Consider the following 22,108-nt stretch of genomic DNA (forward strand, 5'->3'; position numbering starts at 1 on the left):
AGCGGGAGAGGGGAGAGCAGGGCGATGGCAGGCAGGACGGGGCCGGTACGGGCCGCGGTGCTGACGATCGCGTCGGCCGTGGTGCTCACGGCGGGGGCCGCGGTGCTGTACCGGCCGGACGCGCCGCCGGAGATCGCGACCGGCGCGGAGCCGCCGGTGGACGCGGTCGCGGTGCTGCGGGAACGGCTGCGGCTGGTGCCGGGCGACTGGAGGTCCTGGGCCGGGCTCGCCGTGCGCTACGTTGAGCGGGCCCGCGGCACCGGCGACCCGGGCGACTACGCGCGGGCCGAGGAGTCGGTGCGGCGCTCCTACGCGCTGCACCCGGACGGCAACGCGGACGCGCTGGTCGCGGACGGGATGCTGGCCAACGCGCGGCACGACTTCGCGGCCGGCCGCGACCGGGCGACCGAGGCGCTGGCGCTGAACGACCACGACGCGGGCGCGCAGGCGGTGCTCGCGGACGCGCTCACCCAGCTCGGCCCGGCCGGTACCGCGACCGGCGCGGTGCAGCGGCTGCTCGACCTGCGGCCGGGCCTGTCCGCGTACACGCGCGGCTCCTATGATCTCGAACTTCGCGGCGACGACGCGGGCGCGGCCGACCTGATGACCCGCGCGCTGACCACCGCCACCGCACCGGCGGACATCGCGTTCTGCCGGGCGCAGCTCGGCGACCTCGCGTTCCACCGCGGCGACCTGGCCGGTGCGGCCGCCGCGTACGCGGCCGGGCTGGCGGCCGATCCGGGCAGCGCGGCGCTGCGGCGCGGGCAGGCCCGGGTGCTGGCCGCGCAGGGACGCACCGCGGCGGCGCTGGAGATCTGGGCCGGGCTGCCGCCGGAGGCCGGGAACCTGATCGAGTACGCGGACCTGCTGCGTGCGCTCGGCCGGCCCGGCGACGCGCGGGCGCAGCTCGCGCTGGCCGAGGCGCAGCACGGGCTGTTCACCGCGAACGGAGGCGTGGACGGGATCACCGGCGCGCACCTGGCGATCGCGCTCGGCGACCCGGACGCGGCCGTGACAGCGGCCCGCGCGGAGTACGACCGGCGGCGGCACCCGGACGTGGCCGACGCCTACGCGTGGGCGCTGCACGCGGCCGGGCGCGACGCGGAGGCGCTGCCGGTGGCCCGCGAGGCGCTGGCCGGCGGCGCCCGGCCCGCGTCCTACCTGTACCACCTCGGCGTCATCGCGCACGCGCTCGGCGACCCGTCGTGGCGTGGGCACCTGGCGGAGGCACTGACCCGCAACCCGGCGTTCTCCCCGTCGGGCGCGGCGGACGCCGGCCGGCTGCTGGCGGTGCCGGCATGATCCGGCGACTGCTCGCGCTGCTGGTGGCCGGGACCGCGGTGGCGCTGTGGCCGGCCGCACCGGCGGCCGCGCACCCGCTCGGCAACCTGTCGACCAACCAGTACGTCGGCGTGACGGTGCGGCCGGACCGGGTCGAGGCGCTGGCCGTGCTCGACCTGGCGGAACTGCCGACGCTGCAGGGCACCGCGCCGGACTGCGCGGAGTTCGCGGCCGCGATCACGCTGCGGATCGACGGGCGGCCGGTGCGGTGGGCGGTCGAGCCACGCGGCCTGGCATACCTCCCCGGCGAGGGCGGTCTGCGGACCAGCCGGCTCACCTGCCTGCTGCGCGTCGCGCAGGGACCGTCCGGCACCCTTGAGATCATCAACGGGTACGCGCCGGAGCGCGTCGGCTGGCGCGAGATGACCGCGACGGCGGTGGACGGCGTGCGGCTCGTCGACCCGCCGGTTCCGGCCGGGAGCGTCAGCGACGTGCTGCGTACCTATCCGGTCGACCCGCTGGCCGCGTCGCCGTCCGTGCGGTCGGCGCTGCTGCGGGTCGCGCCCGGCGTGTCCGGTGCGGCTCCGGGTGCCGCGGCGGACACGCCGGGCGTGCTGCGGGAGTGGTTCGCGGCCGCGGAGTCCGGGTTCCAGCGGCTCGCGGCCGGCCGGCTGACGCCGCTGGTCGGAGTGCTGGCGGTGCTGCTCGCGCTCGCGCTGGGCGCCGGCCATGCGGCGCTGCCCGGGCACGGGAAGCTGGTGATGGCCGGGTACACGCTCGGCGACGGCTCGTTCGCCGGTCCCCGGCGGCGCCGGTGGGACGGCGCGGTGGTGGTGGCGACGGTGACGGCGTCGCACACCGGCGGCGTGCTGGTGGTGGGGCTGCTGCTGACCGCGACGTCGCTGGCCGGGGAACGGGTGCTCGCGGCGCTGGGCGTGGTGAGCGGCGCCGTCGTGCTGGCGGTCGGCATCGGCATGTTCCGCCACCGCACGACCGGCCATCATCACCATCACGGGCCGGGCGGGCACACGCACGGCCCGGACGGGCACACGCACGACGGCGGCCGCGCGCATGACGGGGACGGGCGCGTCCACCCTCATGGGCGCCCTGGTCACGGTCATGCCGGAACCGGCCGGGCCGGTCAGCGGCATGCGCACTCGGGGCTCGGCGGCGGTCGCGCGGACGGTGCGGTCGCCGTGGTGGCCCGGCCGGCACCGGGCGCCCACCGCCACGACCACGACCACGACCACGACGGCGGCGGCGCGGCGCGGACGGGGCGGCGGCTCGGGCTGGCCGGGGTCGGGCTCGCGGGCGGGCTGGTGCCGAGCCCGAGCGCGGTCGTGGTGCTGCTCGGCGCGATCGGGCTCGGCCGTACCGCGTTCGGTGTGCTGCTGGTGGTCGCCTACGGCGCCGGCATGGCCGGCACGCTCACGCTGGTCGGCCTGGTGCTGGCCACGGTGCGCCGCGGGCTCGGCCGGCTGCCGGAGCTGCCGCGCGCGATCCGGTGGCTGCCCCGGTTCGCGCCGCGCGGCACCGCGGTGCTGGTGATGATCGTCGGCCTGGGCATGGCGGCCCGCGCGGCGCTGATGCTCTGAGACCTCACCCCCCATCGGTGCGGCGCCGGCGACTCTCCTCCGCCGGCGCCGCACCCCGGGTGATCAGGCCTGCTTCGTCTCCCAGAAGATCTTCGAGATCTCCTCGATCTTCGCGAGCAGCCGGTCCGCGACCGCCGGGTCGGCCGAGCCCTTCGCGCCGCTCGCCCCGGCCAGCTTCGTGGCCTCGTTGAACAGCGCGTGCAGCTGCGGGTACTTCTCGAAGTGCGGCGCCTTGAAGTAGTCGGTCCAGAGCACCCAGAGGTGGTGCTTGACCAGCTCCGCCCGCTGCTCCTTGATGATCAGCGCGCGGGTGCGGAACTCCGCGTCCGTGCTGGCCCGGTACTTCTCGGCGATGGCCTTGACCGACTCGGCCTCGATCCGGGCCTGCGCCGGGTCGTAGACGCCGCACGGCAGGTCGCAGTGCGCGCTGGCGACGGTCGCGGGCGTGAGGAAACGCGGGAGACGCAACTCAGTGTCCTTTCGGGGCGTCGACCGTGCGGAACGTACGGTCGTGGTGAATCAGGCGGTCGCCGGGCACGCCGAGCAGGACCTCGACGACCTCGGCGACCACGACGGTGGACGTGCCGACCGGCAGCAGGTGCAGCGGCCGGCAGCGGAGCGCGGCCTGGGCGTCGCGCAGCAGCGGTTCGCCGGTCGGGAGCGTGAGCCAGCCCTGCTCGGGCGTGAACCGGGGCGCGCCGGGCCGGGCGAACGACCGCGCGACGTCCGCGTGCGCCGGGCCGAGCAGGTGCACCACGAATGCCGGCGCGGCCGTGATGACCCGCGCGGACGGCGAGCCCATCACGGAGAAGGACAGCGCGGGCGGGTCGACCGACACGGACGCGACGCTGGACGCGGTCAGGCCGGCCGGCCCGTCCGGCCCGGTGGCGGAGATCAGCGCCACGCCGGTCGGGTAGCCGCGGAACGCGTCCCGGAACCGTGCGGACAGGCCGGTGTCGATGTCGCTGATGGTCACGTGAATCCTCGCTCGCCGGGTTGTGCTCCGGAGAACGCTAAGACTTCAACCGTGCTTCAGGTCAAGGTGAGCCGCGTCGGCGAGACCGGTGTCACGGCCTCCCCAGGTGGTTGAGTGCCTCGGTCAGCGCGCCGGTGAACCGGGCCATCTCCGCCGCGTGCGGGTCCGGCAGCGAGTCGTCCAGCGCGGCGTTCACGGCCCGGAGCACCGCGGCGGCCATCTCGTCGAGGTGCAGCCGGCGCAGGCCCGGATCCAGCCGGATGCCGGTGATCCGGCCGTCGCGGCCCGCGGTCACCCGTACCAGCCCGTCCAGCGCCTCGCCCCGGCCCTCCCGGTCGTTGTCGATCACCGTCACCACATCCCCCCAGCGTGGTCGTCGGCGTACCGTGCCATTCGACCACGCGCATGCAAGCGCGTCTATGGGATTAGGCGACCACCGCATTGCTCATCCCGGCCCGCGCACCGTTGTTGATCGAGACTTTGACATATCTCGTTAACGACTGTTACGTGGCTGCGGCAATCAACGGACTCCACACTCCCGGGCATGACTACCAGACGTGACTTCCTGTGCGCCGTCGGTGTCTCCGGCGGTGCCGGCGCCATGTTCGCCACGATGGGCGCGCTCGGGCTGGCCCCGGACGCCGCGCACGCCGCCGCCCCGCCGTACCGGGCACCGCGCACCGGCGACTTCACGCTCACCGGCCGTACCGCCAAGAAGGTCGTGATCCTCGGCGGCGGCGTGGCCGGCCTGGCCGCGGCCTACGAGCTGGGCAAGGCCGGCTACGACTGCACGGTCCTCGAGGCACGGGCGGTCGCCGGCGGCCGCAACCGCACGATCCGCGGCGGCGACGCGGAGACCGACCTGGACGGCCGCACGCAGCGGGCCACGTTCTCGCCCGGGCAGTACCTCAACGCCGGCCCGGCGCGGATCGCTCAGTGGATGGTCACGCTCGACTACTGCCGCGAGCTGGGCGTGCCGGTCGAGGTCTTCACGAACAGCAACGCGGACGCGCTGATCTACAACACCGGCATGACCGCGCCGGTCCGGTATCGCACGGCGAAGGCCGACATGTTCGGCTACGTGTCGGAGCTGCTCACCAAGGCCACGAGCCAGGGCGCGCTGGACGCCACGCTCACGCCGGAGGACCGGGACCGGCTGATCTCGTTCCTGTCCGGCTTCGGCGGGCTCACGAACGGCGTCTACGCCGGTGGCGGGCGGCGCGGCTACGCCAGCCCGCCCGGCGCCGGCAACGACGCCGGCACACTGCTCGGCGACCCACCGGCACTGTCCGAGACGTTCGCCTCCGGCGTCGGCCGCTACTTCAGCTTCGAGTTCGGCTACGACCAGGCGATGCTGATGTTCCAGCCGGCCGGCGGCATGGACACGATCCCGCGCGCGCTCACCGCCGCGATCGGACCGCGCCGGGTCGTGCTCGGCGCGATCGTCACCTCGGTCACCTCCGCCGACACCGGCGTCATCGTCGAGTACACCGCCGGCGGGCGGGCCCGTGAGCTGCGCGCCGACTACTGCGTGGCCACGCTGCCGCCGCACCTGATGGCCCGCGTCCCGCACAACCTCGGCACCGCCGTGACCGCGGCGCTGAACACGTTCCGCGTCGCGCCGTCCGGCAAGATCGGCCTTGAGTACCGCACCCGCTGGTGGGAACGCGAGATGCGCATCTACGGCGGCATCACCGAGACCGACCTGGACGTGTCACACATCTGGTACCCCTCCTACGACTACCACGGCCGCCGCGGCGTCGTCGTCGGCTACTACAACACCGGGCAGAACGCGCTGGCGTACGGCAATCTCACCCATCCGGAACGGCTGGAACGCGCGCTGACCGCCGGGGCGCTCATCCACGGCCCGCGCTACCGCGAGGACCTCGCCTCGTCGTTCTCGATCGCGTGGCAGAAGGTGCCGCACCTGGAGGGCGCCTGGACCGGCCCGCCCTACGGCACCCCCGGCTACGACCTGCTCCTCGCGCCGGCCGGCCGGGTCTACTTCGCCGGTGACTGGCTCAGCCATTCGGTCGCCTGGCAACACGGCTCCTTCGTCTCCGCCCGCGCGGCCGTCACCGCCCTCCACTCCCGCGTCATGACGACCTGACCCCACCGGCTCCTTCGTACGCATCCCGCTCGACCGGGCCGCGAGCGGCGTCCCTCGCGCTCCGCCGGTCCGCGGCTCTCCCCCGGCCGGGGGCCTGCCCGGCCGCGCCCGGAACGGCGTCGCCCGCCCTAGGAACGGGGTGGTGAGCGTCGTGGTGCCGGAGTGGCGCCTGACCGGGAACTTCATCGGCACCTGTGCCGACGTGCGCTGTCCGGCGGTAACGCTGTTCCTCGACGGCGAGTCGGAACTGGCCGACGGGGTGGTCCGGGCCGTCCTGTTCGACCTGACCAGCGGGCCGCTCCTCGTCGATCCGCGGCACCTGGACGGGATCCGGATCGGTGGCGCGGCCGACGCGCGGGCACTCCGCGTGGAGTGCCCGGGTGTGCGGACCGGCGGCGTGCGTGTGCCGTAGGGGCCGGTCAGCGGGTGGGGTCGGATCAGCGGGTGGGGTCGAAGATGCGGGACATCAACGCGGCGGTGCGGCGGCGGGGGAGGAAGCGGGTCAGCGTGACGGTGAGGCGGTTGGCGCGGCCGTCGATGACCGCCGGGGCGGGATTGCGGCGTTCGAGGTGGTGCAGTGCGGTGGCCACGACGTCCTCGGGGCGGCGGACCTTTCCGGCGGTGAGCACGGCCGCGTCCGGGCCCATGTGTGCGGTGAAGCCGGTGGCGGTGGCACCGGGGGCGACGGCGAAGACGGTGAGGCCGGTGCCGCGCAGCTCGGTCCAGAGCGACTCGGTGAAGCTCAGCATGAACGCCTTCGTGGCGCTGTAGACGGCCATCCGCGGCGACGGCAGGTAACCGGAGGCGCTTGCGAGGTTGATCACGAAGCCGTTGCCGGCGTGCCGCAGGCCGGGCAGGAACGCGGCCGTGAGCTGCACCGGTGCCGCGACGTCGAGCGCGATCTCGGTGGCCAGCTGCCCGGGGTCGGCGTCGGCGAACAGCGTGAACGACCCCACCGCGGCGTTGTTGATCAAGCTGGTGACGTGCAGGCCGCGGTCGGTGACCGCCCGGTGGAGGTCGGCGGCCGCCGCCGGGGCGGACAGATCAAGCGCGACGACCTCGACCGGCACGGTACGGCGGAGCTCGTCCGCGAGCGCGGCCAGTGGCCCGGCGCGGCGGGCGACGAGGACGAGGTGCGCACCACGGGCGGCCAGGGCACGGGCGAACGCGGCGCCGATGCCGGCGCTGGCCCCGGTGATCAGAACGGTCTAGATCGGGGAGCACCCGGCCAGCGTATCCGTGAGGCGGATCCGGCATCACGCCGGCGAACGGTCCGGAGGAACGCCAGAAAAAGTTCGGCCGGGGATGTCGAGATCGTGCCGGTGGCTCCGTCCCCGGGGTGACGGTGGCGACAATGGGTCGCACCGGACCGACCGAGGAGACCGATCATGGCGAAGTATCTGCTGCTCAAGCACTACCGCGGCGCACCGGCGGCGGTCAACGACGTGCCGATGGCCGAGTGGACGCCGGCGGAGGTCGAGGCGCACGTCCGGTACATGAACGACTTCGCGGACCGGCTGCGGGAGAGCGGCGAGTTCGTGGACGGCCAGGCGCTGGCACCGCGGGGCGAGTGGGTGCGGTACGACGGGGAGGGCCGGCCGCCGGTGACCGACGGCCCGTTCGCGGAGACCAAGGACCTGATCGCCGGCTGGATGGTGATCGACGTGGACGGTCACGAGCGCGCGGTGGAGCTGGCCGGTGAGCTGTCGGCCGCGCCGGGTGCGGGCGGCAAGCCGATCCACGAGTGGCTGGAGCTGCGTCCGTTCCTGACCGAGCCCCCGACGATCACCGAATGAGGGAGTTCGTCCCGGTCGTGATCGGCGTCCTCGTCCGCCGCGGAGCCGGCTTCGCGGCAGCCGAGGACGCGGTCCAGGACGCGCTGGTCGAGGCGATCCGGGTGTGGCCCTCGAACCCGCCCGCGGATCCGAAGGCGTGGCTGATCACGGTGGCCTGGCGGCGGTTCGCCGACGCGGCGCGGGCCGACGCGGCCCGCCGACGGCGCGAGGAACTGGTCGAGCAACAGCCGGCCCCGGGGCCGGCGAGCACGACCGACGACACCCTGCACCTGTACTTCCTGTGCGCGCACCCGTCGCTGTCGCCGTCGTCCGCGGTCGCGCTGACGCTGCGCGCGGTCGGCGGGCTGACCACTCGGCAGATCGCGGCCGCGTACCTGGTGCCGGAGGCGACCATGGCGCAGCGGATCAGCCGGGCCAAGCGGACCGTGTCCGGCGTGCGGTTCGACCGGCCGGGCGACGTCGCGACCGTACTGCGCGTGCTCTACCTGGTCTTCAACGAGGGCTACTCCGGCGACGTCGACCTTTCGGCGGAGGCGATCCGGCTGACCCGGCAGCTCGCGGCCGGGTACGACCATCCGGAGGTGTCCGGGCTGCTGGCGCTGATGCTGCTGCACCACGCGCGGCGGGCGTCGCGGACCGGGCCGGGCGGCGAGCTGGTGCCGCTCGCGGCGCAGGACCGGAGCCGCTGGGACACCCGGCTGATCGCGGAGGGCGTCGAGATCCTGCAGGCCGCGCTGGCCCGGGACCGGCTGGGCGAGTTCCAGGCGCAGGCCGCGATCGCGGCGCTGCACGCGGACGCGCCGGCCGCGGCGGAGACCGACTGGGTGCAGATCCTGGAGTGGTACGACGAACTGGCCGCGCTGACGGACAGCCCGATCGTGCGGCTGAACCGGGCGGTCGCGGTCGGCGAGGCGGACGGGCCGCGGGCCGGGCTGGCCGCGCTCGCGGCGCTGGACGACACGCTGCCGCGCTACACCGCGGTGGCGGCGTACCTGCACGAGCGGGCCGGGGAGCTGGACACGGCCGCGCGGCTCTACGCCGAGGCCGCGCACCGGGCACTCCACCTGGCCGAACGTGATCATCTGATCCGCCAGGCGGCCCGGCTCAACGCGCGCTGACCGACATATGTTCGCGCTCACAGCGCACCGATGCGGACCCATTGACATCGCCGGGGTGAGCGCTAACATCACCTCACGTCGATTTGTAGCCGCCATGTTTCGCCGGTGCGAAGACACCGTGACGGGAAAGGACGGTCCGCCATGCCCCAGTCCCGGAGAACGTTCCATCGGCTCGCGGACGTCACGTTCCGGGTGACCGCACGAAGGGCGACCGTATGAAGGCACGTGTGCTGACCGTCGTCGTGGCCGTGCTGCTGCCGCTGATCGTGGTGGCGGCGCCGGCGCAGGCCGCTACGTACACCGGGTACCTGATGGCGCATTTCACCGGCGAGTCGTCGGAAGGGCAGCAGATCTATCTGTCACACAGCACGGACGGGCTGCGCTGGAGCGACCTGAACAACGGTGCGCCGGTGGTGCGGACCACGATCGGCACCCGCGGCGTCCGTGATCCAGCGATCGTGCGCTCGCCGGCCGGTGACCGGTACTGGATCATCGCGACGGATCTGTGCATCGGCTGCGGGCAGGACTGGAACGCGGCGATCAACAACGGCAGCCGCAGCCTCGTCGTCTGGGAGTCGGCGGACCTGGTCACCTGGTCCGCGCCGTGGCTGCTCAATGTGGCGGGTGCGATCCCGGACGGGCGCAACGCGTGGGCGCCGGAGGCGATCTGGAACCCGGACACCGGCGACTACGTGCTCTACTGGGCGACGAACGTGCCGCAGAACGGGGCCACGAAGCACCGGATCTACTACGCGCGCACGTCGAATTTCCGGTCGATCGGCACGCCGGCTCCGTACATCACCCGGCCCGGCGCGCAGGAGATCATCGATACGCAGATCGTGGAGTCGAACACCGGCGGCTACCGGTACGTACGCACGTCCGGCGACGGGCAGATCACCATCGAGGGAAGCAACAGCATCCTGGGTACGTGGACCACGCTCGGCGATCTCTCCGGCATCGGGCTGACCGGCGCGCAGGTCGAGGGCCCGATGTGGACGAAGTTCAACGACCGCAACGAGTGGGCGCTGTACCTGGACCAGTACGCGTCCGGGCGCGGCTACCTGCCGGTGCTGACGACGCACCCGGCGAGCGCGACGGCGTACCGGCTGCCGTCGTCCGGGTCGTACGCGATGGGCGGCACCCGGAAGCGGCACGGCACGATCCTGAACCTGACCGTGGCCGAGCAGTCGCGGGTGCTCGCGCGGTGGCCGAGCGCGCCGGTGAACCGGTTGCAGTCCTACAACGCGCAGGACCGGTACGTCCGGCACATCAACCTGGACGTGCGGATCGACGCGAACGTGAGCCCGGCCGCGGACGCGCAGTTCCGGATCGTGGCCGGGCTGGCCGGCGGGACCGGCACGGTGTCGTTCGAGTCGGTCAACTACCCCGGGTACTACCTGCGGCACTACGGGTTCGACTTCCAGCTGGCGCCCGGGGACGGCTCGGCCACGTTCGCGGGGGACGCCACGTTCCGCCGGGTGGCCGGGCTGGCGGACGCGTCGTGGAGCTCGTTCCAGTCGTACAACTACCCGGACCGGTACCTCCGGCACAGCAACTACCTGCTGCGCCTCGACCCGATCACGGACGCCACCGGCCGGGCCGACGCCACGTTCCGGGTGACGTCCTGACCCTCCGGGCGTCACGATCACACATCGTGGTCTTCGGTTCTCCGGCGACCACCCGCGCAACGGACAGGGAGGAGCGCCGGCGACGACCGGTGCCCGCGGGAGCGTGCGGACCGTGACCACGCCGGAAGCGGGTATATCCGCTTCGTGCCTTCAGTCATGTCGTGGCGGATCGATCACCTCGTACGCGGTGATCAGGCCGAGGAGGTTGCCGAGCGCGCCGGTGCCGTCGGTGAGCGCGTCGGTGATCTCCGCGTTGAGCGACAGGCGCGGTGCGAGTTCCGCGGTCGGCGTGCCCAGCGCCTCCGCGGCCGTGGAGACCAGGCCGACCACGAACGCCTCGTCGGCCGGCAGGTTGAGCCGGCGGGCCAGGTTCTGCGCCATCCGGGCGCGGCCGAGACCGGCCGGGGTCTGGCGCAGCACCTCCTCGTCACCGACCGTGTCCCCGGCCAGCATCAGCGTGGTCCAGTCGCGCAGCCGGTCCTCACCGAGCAGCAGGATCGCCTCCTGCACGGACTTGACCTGCACCGGCAGGCCGAGCGGGTCCGCGTTCGCGGCCGCGAGCATGCGCACGGACAGCGTGGCGTCCGAGGTGATCAGCGAGTGGACCTGGGAGTGCGGCAGCTTGTTGTCGACCAGCATGCCGAGCAGTTCGATGCCGCGCAGGCGCGGCGCGGGCAGCGCGGCCGCGGAGACCACCTCCGGCCGGGAGATCGCGTAGCCCTGGAAACCGTCGAAGCCGGCGGCCAGCGCGAACTCCATGTGCTCCGCGTTCTCGACCCGTTCCGCGATCACCATGACCTGCGGGTAGCCGCGGCACAGCGCGAGCGTGGCGAGGATGTCGTCGCGCGTCGACTCCAGCACGTCGACCTTCACGTAGGCGGCCAGCGGCAGCAGCCGGTCCGCGCCGGTGCCGGGCACGAAGTCGTCCAGCGCCACCTCGTAGCCCTCGTTGACCAGCCGGCGCACGCCGTCGACGACCGCGTCGTCCACGTCGATCGTCTCCAGGATCTCCAGGACGACCTTGTCCGGCCCGAACGGCAGCGGCAGCTCGCCGGTCACGAACTCGCGGGTCAGGTTCAGGAAGCACCGCGCGCCGCCGCCCAGCGACTCCAGCCCGATGTCAGTGATCGACGTGACGATCACCTGACTGGTCGCGCCCGAGTCGCGGTGCGTCGCCTCCAGCGACGCCGAGTCGCGGCGGAACAGCAGCTCGTGGCCGATGACCGCCCGCTTGCGGTCGAGGACCGCCTGGCGGCCCACGTGTACGGTCCGCGCGGCGCGCGCACCTTCGGGGGAGTTGGACATGGCCGCCGTATCGGCGGCGTGCGTCCGGAGCTGAACCTTTCCCGCAACGCGCCCGCTACCCGGCCGCGGCCGCGAACTCCTCGACCGCGTCCAGGTCCGCGGGCTGCAGGCCGCGGCGGGAGTCCGGCGCGATCAGCAGCGCCCGGCCGCCCGCGGTGAGCGCGTCCCGGGCCGGGCCGGCCGCCGGCAGCGCCTCGTCGTCGGTCCAGATCAGCCGCCGCCCCTCGGCGTGCAGCACGTCACGGGCGGCCCGGTACTTCAGCGGCCGGCACTCCGGCCCGCGCGGCAGCGGTTGCCGGGTGAGCGCGGCCGCCAGCGGCGGCAGCGACCAGATCCGCTCCAGCAGATGCGCCTCCGGGCACCAGGTGGTGCACCAGCGCACCTCCACCCGCTCCGCCGTGATCAGCTCCCGCAGCCGCTCGATCAGCGGAGGCGCGAAGCGGATCGGGTAGGTGTAGTCGTCGGCGGGCGAGTAGACGTCCCGGCGCAGCGGCGGGCCGCTCCAGCCGGGCCGTTTCGCATTGATCACCCCGTCGACGTCGAGCAGCCAGACCGGGGGTGTCATGCGGCGACTCTAATCCGCCGGCGCGCGCGGGCGCGCGCCGGTTTCCGGCCCGTGACGGCGGGGGCCGCCGCCACGGGGTGAGGGTCAGATCTGGTTCTCGCCGCCGTCGACGTAGAGGTTCGCGCCGAGCATGTAGCTGCTGTCGTCGGAGGCCAGGAACGCGACCGCGGCCGCGACCTCGTCCGGGCGGCCCATCCGGCCGATCGCCACGTTCGCGCCGAGCGCGGCCTTCGCGACCGCCTCGTTCTCCGCGCCGAACAGCTCGGTGATGCCGGACGTGTCGATCGGCCCGGCGGAGATCGCGTTCACCCGTACGCCCCGGCCCTTCAGCTCGTTCGCCCAGGTGCGGGCGAACGTGCGGATCGCGGCCTTGGACGCCGCGTAGGCACCGAACGCCACCGTGCCGTGCCCGGCTGCGGTGGAGGCGTTCAGGATCACCGACGCGCCCGGGTTGAGCAGCGGCAGCGCGCCCTGCACGGTGAGCATCGTGCCGCGTACGTTGACCGCGAGGATCCGGTCCAGTTCCGCCACGGTCAGCTGCTCCAGCGTGGCGTGCGAGGCGGTGCCCGCGTTCGCGAACAGCACGTCCAGCCCGCGCCCACGCGCCCGCACCGCGTCGTAGAGCCGGTCCAGGTCCGCCGGTGCGGTGATGTCGCCCGGCACCGCCGTGACACCCTCGCCGATCTCCGCGACCGCCTCGTCCAGCAACTCCGTGCGCCGCCCGGTGATGAACACGTGCGCCCCCTCGGCCACCAGCCGCCGCGCGGTCGCCCGCCCGATCCCGCGCGTCCCGCCGCCGGTCACCACCGCGGTCCTGCCGTCCAGCTTGCCCATGATGCTCTCCCGTCCCCTGCCTTACGCACCGATCGGTACTAAAGTAGGACCGTAGCACTTCCATACCGCTCGGTACCGAAGGGTATGATCGAGATCATGGAGGACATCCGGAAACCCCTGATCGGCCGGCCGCGCGGCTTCGACGCCGACGAGGCCCTCGAACGGGCCATGCGGGTCTTCTGGGAGCAGGGTTACGAGGGCGCCAGCCTCGCCGACCTGACCGCCGCCATGGGCATCACGAAGACCAGCATGTACGCGGCGTTCGGCAACAAGGAGGAACTGTTCCGCAAGGCGCTGAAACGGTACGAGCAGGGACCGGCGGCGTACGTGGCGTGCGCGCTGATGAAGCCGACCGCGCTGGAGGTCGCCACCGAGTTCCTGACCGGCTCGGTCACCGCGAGCACGCTGGCGGACAGTCCGGCCGGGTGCCTGAGCGTGCAGGGGTCGCTGGCCGCCGGTGAGGCCGGGCGCGTCGCCCGCGACATTCTCGCCGACTGGCGCAACCATGGCCGTACGCTGCTGCGGGAGCGCTTCCAGCGGGCGCTGGACGACGGGGATCTGCCCGCCGGATCCGATCCGGCGCTGATCGCCCGCTACGTGATGACGGTGGCGAACGGCATCGCCGTGCAGGCGGCCGGCGGTGCCACCCACGAGGAACTGCGGGAGGTGGTCACCGCGGCCCTGCGCCACTGGCCGCCGGCGTGATTGAGCGCTGCGCGCGGCGGGCCTCGTACCGGTCCGCGCCGACCGGTTCGCCGGCCAAGGCCTGGACCGGCGGAGAACCGCGGGCCGCGTTCACGGCATGGTGCCTTTTTCGTCGATGGACGGCATCCGGATGCTGCTCGACGCCGGGGTGATGCCGGTTCCCGGTGCCGCCGGCGACCAGGGGTGCGGCGCGTGCCGGGGGCCGGCGGCTGAACCGCGGTGTCGAGGCGCCGTCGAGGCGTCCCGGCGTGGCCTCGACGGTGCCGGGAGAGCGGGTCACGCGGCCTGCAGCCCGGCCGGGAGCGTGGCCGGCGTGAGTTCGCGCATGCCCCACGGGCTGCCGTACGCCGTGAGCAGGTCGAGGAAGGGCCGGGCCGGGAACGCCTCCGGGCCGAGGACGCCGGTGCCGGACCAGGTGCCGGAGGCGAGGAGTTCGAGCGCGACGACCGGGTTGATCGCGGTCTGCCAGACCACGGCCTGGCAGCCGTACTCGGCCATCGACCACTCGTTGTCCACCACGTGGTAGAGGTAGACCTCGCGTGGCACGCCGCGGTACGTGCCGCGCACCCAGGTGCCGGCGCAGGTCTTGCCGCGCATGCGGGCGCCGAGCGTGGCGGGGTCGGGGAGCGTCGCGGCGACGACGTCGCGTGGGGAGACGGTGACCGGGCCGGCCGGCCCGGGGACGATGATCTTGTCGGCGCGGTCCAGGCCGATCTGGTGCAGCGTGCGCAGCGTGCGGATGAACTCCTCGCCGAGGCCGTACTTGAACGTGACCCGGCGGGCCGGGACCCAGCGCGGGATCAGCAGCACCTCCTCGTGCTCCACGTTGACGCACTGGACCGGGCCGATGCCCTCGGGGAAGTCGAAGACCTCCGGCTCGCTGAACGGCGCGGTGGTGAACCAGCCGCGGCCCTTCTCCCACACGACCGGCGGGTTCAGGCACTCCTCGATGGTCGTCCAGATGTTGAACGACGGCGCGAACTCGTGGCCGTCCACGGTCAGGTTCGCGCCGTCCCGGACGCCGATCTCGTCGATGTCGTCGAAGAGTTCGTCCGCGGCGTGCCGGGCGAACACGTCGGAGAGCCCGGGTTCGACGCCCATGCCGACCAGGGCGAGCCGGCCGTCGCGGGCCCAGGCGCCGTCCCGGGCGAACTGATCGTCGCCGAGCTTGACGCCGCACCGGGCGTACGGCGTGTCCGGGTGCGGGCGGGACAGCGACATCGCCATGTCCAGGTAGGTCACGCCGGCCGCGTACGCGGCGTCGAAGATCGGCATGACGAAGCGCGGGTCGACCGCGTTCAGCACCACGTCGGCGCCGGTGCGCCGGATCAGCGCGGTGATGGCCGTAGGGTCGGCGGCGTTCACTCGCTCGGCACGGAACCGGGTGTCGCCGGCCGCGGTGACGGCGGCCTGCGCGCGGCCGAGGTCGTAGTCGGCCACCACCATCTCGTCGAAGAACATCCGCCGGGCGGCGATCCGGGTGATCGCCGTACCGACACCGCCGGCACCCAACAGCAGGACTCGCATGGGGGAGAGACTCCTATCGATCTTGCGTCAATGTTGTGGGGCCCCGCAGCTGATCAAACGCGCCCTCCTCGCGTAAGGTCAACTGTGTTGGCATAAGAATCCTGGGGAGGGCCCGTGCCGAAGACGGTGGTTCCGGAGGAGAAACGGCGCCGGCGGCGGCCCACGCGCGGCGGCACCGTGCTGTCCGAGACGCTGATTGTGGACACCGCGTTACGGCTGCTCAGGGAGCACGGCAGCGCGGGTCTCAGCGCCCGCCGGCTCGGTCTGGCGCTGGACTGCGACCCGAGCACGCTGTACCGCTACTTCCGCGGCATGGACGAGCTGACGCTCGCGATCGGCGACACGCTCATCGGCCAGGCGCTGCGCGGCTGGCGGCCGGCCGGTGCCTGGCGCGACGACCTGCGCGCGCTCGGCCTGCGGATCCACGCGGCCTACGTGGCGCACCCGCAGGCCGCGGTGCTCACCACCAGCCGGGTCACCGGGAAGACGAACGAGCTCGCGGCGGACGAGGCCGTGCTCGCGGTGCTGCGCGCGTCCGGCCTGCCGGTGCCGGAGGCGGTCGGCGTCTACCACGCGTTCATCGACCAGGTGCTCGCGTTCGCCGCGCTGGACGCGGCCTCGCTGGCGCTGCCGAACGCGGCGCTGCTGGCCGAGGAGGAGGTGTGGCGCTCCACCTACGCCCGGCTGCCGTCCGCCACCCACCCGCACATCGCGGAGGCGGCGCCGCTGCTGGCCACGCAGATGGTCGCCAGCGCCTTCCCGGCGGCGCTGGACCTCCTGCTGGACGGTGTAGCCGCGCGGCTGCACGGTGTGGCCGCGCGGATGGCCTGAGAGGACCCAGAAACCGAAAATCAAGCCTATCGGGTACGGATGCCCGCGCGACGGTCCGGCGGACGCGCTGTGGCGCGTCGCAACGGCCGGTACCGCGGGCGCGCACCACGGGCGTGGACCCGGCATGCTGTCAGGGTGATCGGGCTTGTCGTGGTGGCGTGGGTCGGGGTGGGGGTGACCGCGCTGCTGTGGGGCCGGTCCTGGGTGCGGTGGCTGCGGCTGCGGCGGCGGCCGGTGCTGCAGGCCGATCAGCTGTCCGGCGTGAAGGACGGCAGCCCGGTGACCGTGGGCGGCACCACGGCGGCGGACGACGGGCGGGTGGCGCCCTGGTCGCGGCTGCCGGCCGCGTGGCACGAGGAGACCGTGCGGCGCGGGCACCGGGAGCCCGGCGGCGGCTACGTCGACTGGCGCACCGACACCCGCCGCGCCGCGGGTGATCTGAGCATCCAGCACGGCGGCGTGCGCGTCGAGGTGGCGGCGGACCTGGCCCGGCAGAGCCTGTTCGCGCTGCGGGCGCCGATGGCCGCCCGGTCCTATCAGGACAACGGCCGGGAGCGGACCGGGGACCGGCGGCCGTACGCGGTGGCCGAGCACATCGCCCGCCCGGCCACCGCGGTCGTGGTCACCGGCACGCTGCTGGCCGAGCCGGACGGCACCCGGCGCCTGGTCCGCGGCGGCTGGGCGGACGGCACCGCGGAGGGCGACGCGCGCGAGGTCCGCGGACGCTACGCGGCGTACCGGCGGAAGGTGCTGATCGCCGGCGCGGCCTTCCTGGTGCCGGCGATGACGCTGACCGTGCTGCTGGTGCTGGACGTGCTCTGAGCCGGTCGCGACGGCGCCGGCCACGGGCCGGGTGTGCCGGTGACGCACGGTGCGGGTTCGTGACAACCCCGCAACAAAGCGTGTCCGGCTCGTGACTCCTAGCGGTCGGATCGACCACAGTGATCCGGGAGGAGCGACCCCGGGGAGTGGCTTCATGATCGACGAGCGGATCGGCACGCTGCTGGCACAGGTACGCGCGGGGGCGCCCGAGGCGGCGGACCGCCTCTGGAACGCGGCACGCGCCGCGGGCGGGCCACTGATCTCGCCCGGCACCGGCGGTACGTCGCTGGTGACGTTCGTCTGGCGCGGCGAGGCGCGGACCACCACGGTCTGCTGGGGCGTCGAGGCCTCGCTCGCCCGGGTGCCGGGCACCGACCTGTGGCACCGGACCGTGGCGGTGCCGTCCCGGCTGCGCACGCTCTACTACCTCGGCCACGGTCGCACCGGCTCGCCGCCGGACGCGTCCGGTACCGGCGCCACGCACGTCGACCCGCTCAACCCGCGTACGGTCGCGTTCCCGCGCGACCCCGGCGACCCGACCGACCGCGACGGGTACGCCTCGCTGCTGGAGCTGCCGGACGCGCCGCCCGAGCCGTGGCTGTCCGGCCCGCCGGTCCCGGCCGGCCCCCGCGAGCAGCTCGAGGTGCCCAGCGCCGCGCTCGGCGGCGCCCGGCGCGTCACGGTGCACCGCCCCGCCGGCGCGTCCACGGTGGACGCGAACGTGCTGGTGGTGTTCGACGGGCACCTCGCGCAGGCCGTGCTGCGCTTCCCGGACCTGGTCGACCGGCTGGTCGCGGCCGGCCGGATACCCCCGGTGGTGGTGCTCTACGTGCACATCGAGGACGCGCGCCGGGAGCTCGAGCTGGGCAGCACGCCGGAGTACACCGAGTTCGTCGCGCGCGAGCTGATCCCGTGGGCGCGCGCGGAGTACCGGGTCGCCACGGATCCGGCCCGGGCCGGGCTGGCCGGTGCGTCGCTCGGCGGGCTGACCGCCGCGCACGTCGCGCTGGCCGCGCCGGACGTGTTCGGCCGCGCGCTGTCGCACTCCGGCAGCTTCTGGCGAACCGGCCCGGACGGCGAACCGGAGTGGCTGACCCGCCAGTTCGCCACCCGCCCGCGCGCGGACCTGCGGCTCTACCTCGACGTCGGGGACCGGGAGACCGGCCCGGGCCCGGCCGGCGCGGCACCCCAGGTGGACGTGAACCGGCGCCTGCGCGACGTGCTGACGGCGAAGGGCTACCCGCTGGACTACCGCGAATACCCCGGCGGTCACGACTACGTGAACTGGCGGCGCCTGTTCCCGGACGCGCTCACCGGCCTGTTCGGCCACTGAGGACACACGCCGGAAAGGAAACCGTCGCCCACGCGACTCGGGTGGGCGCCCGGATTCGCGAGGTTCACGCGATTACGCCGGACCGCGAAACGGTGCCGAATCACGGCCGACTCCATTCATTTCGATTAACGCGGCGAACCGGAAACCCCGTCTCTCTACGGTGGACCACGTCGCGAATCGAAGGGGGGCGGACACGTGCGCGCCCGTATGTCGTTCCTGCTCGCCTGGCTGCTCGCCGCCGTGCTGCTGCCGGCGCCCGGGCACGCGGCCCCACCAGCGGATTTCCGCACTTCGCTGATCGTCGGCGCCGGCCTGGACGGGCCCAGTGGATTCGAGATCGCGCCGGACGGGCGGATATTCGTCCTGGAACGGTCCGGCACCGTCAAAATTGTGAAGAACGGTGTGCTGCTGCCCGCACCGTTCGCATATCTGCCGTCCGAGGCGAGCGGTGACCGCGGCCTGATCGGCATCGCGTTCGACCCGGAGTTCGGCGTTACGAATCACTATGTCTACTTCTATTACACCGGTCTTGATCTGCATAACCGGCTGGTCAGATTCGACGCGTCCGGCGACGTCGGCACGGACGGCCCGTTCACGATCTTCCGCACCGAGTCGCTCTCCCAGCACCTGCACGTCGGCGGCAGCATCCGGTTCGGCCCGGACGGGATGCTGTACTTCGCGGTCGGCGACAACGGCTACTCCAGCAACGCGCAGCTGCTGACGAACCCGCACGGCAAGATCCTGCGGATCCGCCGGGACGGCACGATCCCGGCCGACAACCCGTTCTACGGCCAGGCCGGGAAGGAACAGGCGATCTGGGCGTACGGGTTCCGCAACCCGTGGCGGTTCCAGTTCGACGCCGCGACCGGTGCGCTCTACGGCGGCGACGTCGGCGACTTCACCTGGGAGGAGGTGAACCGGATCGTCAAGGGCGGCAACTACGGCTGGCCGCTCAAGGAGGGCTACTGCACCGTGGACTGCGCCGGGTTCACCGACCCGGTCCACGTCTACCCGCACGACGGTGAGAGCGCGGCCGTCACCGGCGGGCCGGTCTACCGCGGCGATGACTTCCCGCCCGCGTACCGTGGGAATCTGTTCTTCGGCGACTATGCCAAGGGCTTCCTGCGCCGGGCCGAGCTGGACGCGGCCGGCGCGGTCACGGCGGTGCACGACTTCGACCCGGTCGCCGGCAGCGTGGTGGACATCAAGCAGGCGGCGGACGGGTCGCTGTACTACCTGACCTACATCCCCGGGCGGCTCTACCGGATCGCGTACGAGCTGGGCAACCACTCGCCGTCCGCGGTCGCCGGCGCGGACGTCACCAAGGGCCTCGGGCCGCTGACCGTCCACTTCGACGCCACCGGCAGCACCGACCCGGACGGCGACCCGCTCGGCTACGCCTGGGACTTCGGCGACGGCACCACCGGCACCGGCCCGGCACCGGTCAAGACCTACCCGGACGTCGGCGTCTACCAGGTCACGCTGACCGTGGACGACGGACAGGGGCACACCGCGCAGGCCGTGCCGATCGTCATCCAGGTCGGGATCCCGCCCACGGTCACCATCGCGGTACCGGCGGACGAGTCGCCGTACCGGGCCGGCGACGTGATCACCTACAACGCGTTCGCCACCGACGCGGCCGGGTTCGACCTGGACGACAACGACATCCGCACCACGGTGCTGCTGCACCACGGCACGCACACGCACCCGTTCGCCGGGCCGCTGACCGGCCGCGCCGGCTCGTTCACCATCCCGGTCACCGGCGAGTCGTCCGCGGACACCTGGTACGGGATCACGGTCACCGCCACCGACGCCAACGGGCTCAGCACGTCGAGGACGATCGAGATCCGGCCGGTGACGGCGCCGCTCACGGTCACCACCGACCCGCCGGGGCTGGTCGCACACCTGGACGGCATCCCGGTGGGCACGCCGCACCCGGTGCGCGGCGTGGCCGGGTTCCAGCGGGAGATCTACGCGCCGCCGACCGCGGTCGCGGCGGACGGCACGGTCCACCACTTCACCGGCTGGTCCGACGGCGGCGCGATCCGGCACACGATCACCACGCCGGACACGCCGTCGGTCTACACCGCCGGCTACGCGCGATCGCCGGACTTCACCGCCACGTTCTTCAACAACACCGGCCTCGCGGGTACGCCGGTGCTGCGCCGGTCGGACCCGGCCGTCGGCTTCGTCTGGGGCGCGGACCCGCCCGGTCCCGGCGTCGCCGCGGACGGTTTCTCGGCCCGGTGGACGAAACGGCAGCACTTCGCGGCCGGCCGGTACCGGTTCACCACGGTCACCGACGACGGCGTACGGCTCTACGTCGACCGGAAACTGGTGCTGGACCGGTGGCAGGGGCAGTCCGGGACCGCGCACGACTGGGTCGGCGACCTCGGCGCCGGCGACCACACGATCACCATGGAGTACTACGACGAGGGCGGCGACGCGCTGGCCACGCTCGGCTGGACCGCCACCACCGACCAGCCGGACGAGCGCTTCACCGCGCACTACTGGAACACGCCCGGCACCGGCGGCGCACCCACGATCCCGGCCACGGTACCGACGCTGACCAGGCAGGAGCGCGCGGTCGACCACGACTGGGCGCTCGGCTCGCCGGACCCGGCGATCGCCGCCGACCACTTCGCGGCCCGGTGGACGCGCACGGTCAGCCTGGCGCCCGGCGAGTACACGTTCACCGCGACCGCGGACGACGGCGTCCGGCTGACCGTGGACGGGCAGCGGCTGATCGACGCGTGGGCGGACAGCGGCGCGACCACGCACACCGCGACCACGGTGCTCGACGGCGGGCCGCACACGATCGTGCTGGACTACTACGAGAACGGCGGCGACGCGGTCGCGAAACTGTCCTGGCGGCAGACCGCGGACGCGGCGGACCCACCGGACTACGCGGCGGAGTACTGGAACGCGCCCGAGCGCCCACCGGCCGTACCCGCGCGGGCCCCTGATCTCGCTCGCCCGGAGCCGGCCGTGGACGCCGACTGGGGCGGCGGGTCGCCGGACCCGGTGATCGCGCCGGACGGGTTCGTGGCGCGGTGGACGCGCACGGACACGCTGCCGGCCGGCGTCTACCGGTTCAGCGGCGCCAGCGACGACGGCATCCGGGTGTTCGTGGACGGTGCGCCGGTGGTGGACCGGTGGGTCGACCAGAACGCGACGTTCAGCGCCGACCTGGTGCTGGCCGCCGGGCCGCACGAGATCCGCGTCGAGTACTACGAGGACGGCGGCGGCGCGCTCGCCCGGTTCGGCTACCAGCGGATCGCGGACGTGGCGCCGGCCGCCGGCTGGACCGCGGCCTACTTCGGCAACCCGGACCTCGCCGGTACGCCGCTGCTGACCCGCGAGGACGACGCGGTCGACTTCGACTGGGGCTACGGCACACCGCACCCGGACGTGCCGGCGGACGGGTTCTCCGCCCGCTGGACCCGCACCGCCACCTACCCGGCCGGCACCCACCGGATGACCGTCACCGGCGACGACGGCGTGCGGGTGCTGGTCGACGGCGTGCTCGTGATCGACGGCTGGTCCGACCACGGGCCCGCCACGTTCACCGCGGACGTGCCGCTCGACGCGGGCGCGCACACCGTGGTCGTCGAATACTACGAGCGCGGCGGGGGCGCGCTCGCCCGGTTCGGTCAGATACGCATCTAGCAGGGAGGACACA

General features: G+C 73.5%; 20 protein-coding genes. 12 read left to right on the top strand and 8 right to left on the bottom strand.

Going from position 1 to position 22,108, the window contains the following annotated elements; translation table 11 throughout:
- Nucleotides 1-24: 24 nt before the first annotated feature.
- Together J2S42_RS00480 and J2S42_RS00485 are read left to right on the top strand one after the other, a co-directional pair.
- The gene (locus tag J2S42_RS00480) at nucleotides 25-1,302 is read left to right on the top strand and encodes a tetratricopeptide repeat protein (RefSeq protein WP_307234055.1); all 1,278 of its coding nucleotides are present in this window, start codon (nucleotides 25-27) and stop codon (nucleotides 1,300-1,302) included.
- Nucleotides 1,299-2,876 (top strand): hypothetical protein, encoded by a 1,578-nt coding sequence (locus J2S42_RS00485; RefSeq protein ID WP_307234057.1) that lies wholly within the window; start codon nucleotides 1,299-1,301, stop codon nucleotides 2,874-2,876. The genes J2S42_RS00480 and J2S42_RS00485 overlap by 4 nt, the downstream gene beginning before the upstream one ends.
- Before the next feature lie 63 nt (nucleotides 2,877-2,939).
- Here J2S42_RS00485 and sodN read toward each other — a convergent pair whose 3' ends face one another.
- The 3 genes from sodN to J2S42_RS00500 all read right to left on the bottom strand — a co-directional run bounded on the left by sodN (nucleotide 2,940) and on the right by J2S42_RS00500 (nucleotide 4,201).
- A complete protein-coding gene (gene sodN, locus J2S42_RS00490) occupies nucleotides 2,940-3,344 on the bottom strand; it encodes a superoxide dismutase, Ni (RefSeq protein WP_307234059.1) in 405 nt (134 codons plus the stop codon).
- A 1-nt stretch (nucleotide 3,345) separates the two neighbouring features.
- Nucleotides 3,346-3,852, bottom strand: a complete 507-nt coding sequence (locus J2S42_RS00495) for a flavin reductase family protein (protein WP_307234061.1) — start codon at nucleotides 3,850-3,852, stop codon at nucleotides 3,346-3,348.
- 91 nt (nucleotides 3,853-3,943) lie between these two features.
- Entirely contained in the window at nucleotides 3,944-4,201 is a 258-nt protein-coding gene (locus tag J2S42_RS00500; protein ID WP_307234063.1) for a YbaB/EbfC family nucleoid-associated protein, read from the bottom strand.
- A gap of 195 nt (nucleotides 4,202-4,396) precedes the next feature.
- Between J2S42_RS00500 and J2S42_RS00505 the strand changes: the two genes are divergently transcribed.
- Both J2S42_RS00505 and J2S42_RS00510 read left to right on the top strand, forming a co-directional pair.
- Nucleotides 4,397-5,962, top strand: coding sequence for a flavin monoamine oxidase family protein (locus J2S42_RS00505; RefSeq protein WP_307234064.1), 1,566 nt, complete (start codon nucleotides 4,397-4,399; stop codon nucleotides 5,960-5,962).
- A 142-nt stretch (nucleotides 5,963-6,104) separates the two neighbouring features.
- Nucleotides 6,105-6,374: a hypothetical protein gene (locus tag J2S42_RS00510; protein WP_307234066.1), complete on the top strand. Its 270-nt coding sequence runs from the start codon at nucleotides 6,105-6,107 to the stop codon at nucleotides 6,372-6,374.
- Between the two features lie 25 nt (nucleotides 6,375-6,399).
- Here the strand turns inward: J2S42_RS00510 and J2S42_RS00515 are convergent, their stop codons facing one another.
- Complete coding sequence (locus tag J2S42_RS00515; RefSeq protein ID WP_307248569.1) at nucleotides 6,400-7,164, bottom strand: SDR family NAD(P)-dependent oxidoreductase; 765 nt, start codon at nucleotides 7,162-7,164, stop codon at nucleotides 6,400-6,402.
- Between the two features lie 186 nt (nucleotides 7,165-7,350).
- Between J2S42_RS00515 and J2S42_RS00520 the strand changes: the two genes are divergently transcribed.
- The 3 genes from J2S42_RS00520 (at nucleotide 7,351) to J2S42_RS00530 (ending at nucleotide 10,504) form a co-directional block, all read left to right on the top strand.
- A complete protein-coding gene (locus J2S42_RS00520) occupies nucleotides 7,351-7,758 on the top strand; it encodes a YciI family protein (protein WP_307234068.1) in 408 nt (135 codons plus the stop codon).
- A complete protein-coding gene (locus tag J2S42_RS00525; protein ID WP_307234071.1) occupies nucleotides 7,755-8,876 on the top strand; it encodes an RNA polymerase sigma factor in 1,122 nt (373 codons plus the stop codon). Before J2S42_RS00520 ends, J2S42_RS00525 begins: the two co-directional genes overlap by 4 nt.
- A 215-nt stretch (nucleotides 8,877-9,091) precedes the next feature.
- On the top strand, nucleotides 9,092-10,504 hold the full coding sequence (locus J2S42_RS00530) for a glycoside hydrolase family 43 protein (RefSeq protein WP_307234073.1): 1,413 nt from the start codon (nucleotides 9,092-9,094) through the stop codon (nucleotides 10,502-10,504).
- Between the two features lie 150 nt (nucleotides 10,505-10,654).
- Here the strand turns inward: J2S42_RS00530 and J2S42_RS00535 are convergent, their stop codons facing one another.
- The 3 genes from J2S42_RS00535 to J2S42_RS00545 all read right to left on the bottom strand — a co-directional run bounded on the left by J2S42_RS00535 (nucleotide 10,655) and on the right by J2S42_RS00545 (nucleotide 13,208).
- Entirely contained in the window at nucleotides 10,655-11,809 is a 1,155-nt protein-coding gene (locus J2S42_RS00535; RefSeq protein ID WP_307234075.1) for an EAL and HDOD domain-containing protein, read from the bottom strand.
- A 55-nt stretch (nucleotides 11,810-11,864) separates the two neighbouring features.
- On the bottom strand, nucleotides 11,865-12,374 hold the full coding sequence (locus tag J2S42_RS00540; protein ID WP_307234077.1) for an HAD domain-containing protein: 510 nt from the start codon (nucleotides 12,372-12,374) through the stop codon (nucleotides 11,865-11,867).
- Nucleotides 12,375-12,458: 84 nt separating this feature from the next.
- Nucleotides 12,459-13,208, bottom strand: coding sequence for an SDR family NAD(P)-dependent oxidoreductase (locus J2S42_RS00545; RefSeq protein WP_307234079.1), 750 nt, complete (start codon nucleotides 13,206-13,208; stop codon nucleotides 12,459-12,461).
- A 96-nt stretch (nucleotides 13,209-13,304) separates the two neighbouring features.
- Between J2S42_RS00545 and J2S42_RS00550 the strand changes: the two genes are divergently transcribed.
- Nucleotides 13,305-13,913 (top strand): TetR/AcrR family transcriptional regulator, encoded by a 609-nt coding sequence (locus tag J2S42_RS00550; RefSeq protein WP_307234081.1) that lies wholly within the window; start codon nucleotides 13,305-13,307, stop codon nucleotides 13,911-13,913.
- Between the two features lie 276 nt (nucleotides 13,914-14,189).
- Here J2S42_RS00550 and J2S42_RS00555 read toward each other — a convergent pair whose 3' ends face one another.
- Nucleotides 14,190-15,440, bottom strand: a complete 1,251-nt coding sequence (locus tag J2S42_RS00555) for a saccharopine dehydrogenase family protein (RefSeq protein ID WP_307234082.1) — start codon at nucleotides 15,438-15,440, stop codon at nucleotides 14,190-14,192.
- 114 nt (nucleotides 15,441-15,554) lie between these two features.
- Between J2S42_RS00555 and J2S42_RS00560 the strand changes: the two genes are divergently transcribed.
- The 4 genes from J2S42_RS00560 (at nucleotide 15,555) to J2S42_RS00575 (ending at nucleotide 22,095) form a co-directional block, all read left to right on the top strand.
- A complete protein-coding gene (locus J2S42_RS00560; protein ID WP_307234084.1) occupies nucleotides 15,555-16,271 on the top strand; it encodes a TetR/AcrR family transcriptional regulator in 717 nt (238 codons plus the stop codon).
- A 135-nt stretch (nucleotides 16,272-16,406) separates the two neighbouring features.
- A complete protein-coding gene (locus tag J2S42_RS00565; protein ID WP_307234086.1) occupies nucleotides 16,407-17,093 on the top strand; it encodes a hypothetical protein in 687 nt (228 codons plus the stop codon).
- Between the two features lie 154 nt (nucleotides 17,094-17,247).
- Nucleotides 17,248-18,426: an alpha/beta hydrolase gene (locus tag J2S42_RS00570; RefSeq protein WP_307234088.1), complete on the top strand. Its 1,179-nt coding sequence runs from the start codon at nucleotides 17,248-17,250 to the stop codon at nucleotides 18,424-18,426.
- A 195-nt stretch (nucleotides 18,427-18,621) separates the two neighbouring features.
- Nucleotides 18,622-22,095 carry a PA14 domain-containing protein gene (locus J2S42_RS00575; RefSeq protein WP_307234090.1) on the top strand — a complete coding sequence of 1,158 codons (3,474 nt, stop codon included), beginning with the start codon at nucleotides 18,622-18,624 and terminating at the stop codon, nucleotides 22,093-22,095.
- Nucleotides 22,096-22,108 lie beyond the last annotated feature (13 nt).

This window comes from Catenuloplanes indicus (assembly GCF_030813715.1).
Classification (GTDB): Bacteria; Actinomycetota; Actinomycetes; order Mycobacteriales; family Micromonosporaceae; genus Catenuloplanes; species Catenuloplanes indicus.

Bases quoted from the DNA above. Each gene is read 5' to 3' on its own strand.
- J2S42_RS00480 (WP_307234055.1), top strand. From the start codon at position 25: ATGGCAGGCAGGACGGGGCCGGTACGGGCCGCGGTGCTGACGATCGCG.
- J2S42_RS00530 (WP_307234073.1), top strand. From the start codon at position 9,092: ATGAAGGCACGTGTGCTGACCGTCGTCGTGGCCGTGCTGCTGCCGCTG.
- J2S42_RS00520 (WP_307234068.1), top strand. From the start codon at position 7,351: ATGGCGAAGTATCTGCTGCTCAAGCACTACCGCGGCGCACCGGCGGCG.
- J2S42_RS00545 (WP_307234079.1), bottom strand. From the start codon at position 13,208: ATGGGCAAGCTGGACGGCAGGACCGCGGTGGTGACCGGCGGCGGGACG.
- J2S42_RS00540 (WP_307234077.1), bottom strand. From the start codon at position 12,374: ATGACACCCCCGGTCTGGCTGCTCGACGTCGACGGGGTGATCAATGCG.
- J2S42_RS00555 (WP_307234082.1), bottom strand. From the start codon at position 15,440: ATGCGAGTCCTGCTGTTGGGTGCCGGCGGTGTCGGTACGGCGATCACC.
- J2S42_RS00485 (WP_307234057.1), top strand. From the start codon at position 1,299: ATGATCCGGCGACTGCTCGCGCTGCTGGTGGCCGGGACCGCGGTGGCG.
- J2S42_RS00525 (WP_307234071.1), top strand. From the start codon at position 7,755: ATGAGGGAGTTCGTCCCGGTCGTGATCGGCGTCCTCGTCCGCCGCGGA.
- J2S42_RS00550 (WP_307234081.1), top strand. From the start codon at position 13,305: ATGGAGGACATCCGGAAACCCCTGATCGGCCGGCCGCGCGGCTTCGAC.
- J2S42_RS00570 (WP_307234088.1), top strand. From the start codon at position 17,248: ATGATCGACGAGCGGATCGGCACGCTGCTGGCACAGGTACGCGCGGGG.
- J2S42_RS00505 (WP_307234064.1), top strand. From the start codon at position 4,397: ATGACTACCAGACGTGACTTCCTGTGCGCCGTCGGTGTCTCCGGCGGT.
- J2S42_RS00535 (WP_307234075.1), bottom strand. From the start codon at position 11,809: ATGTCCAACTCCCCCGAAGGTGCGCGCGCCGCGCGGACCGTACACGTG.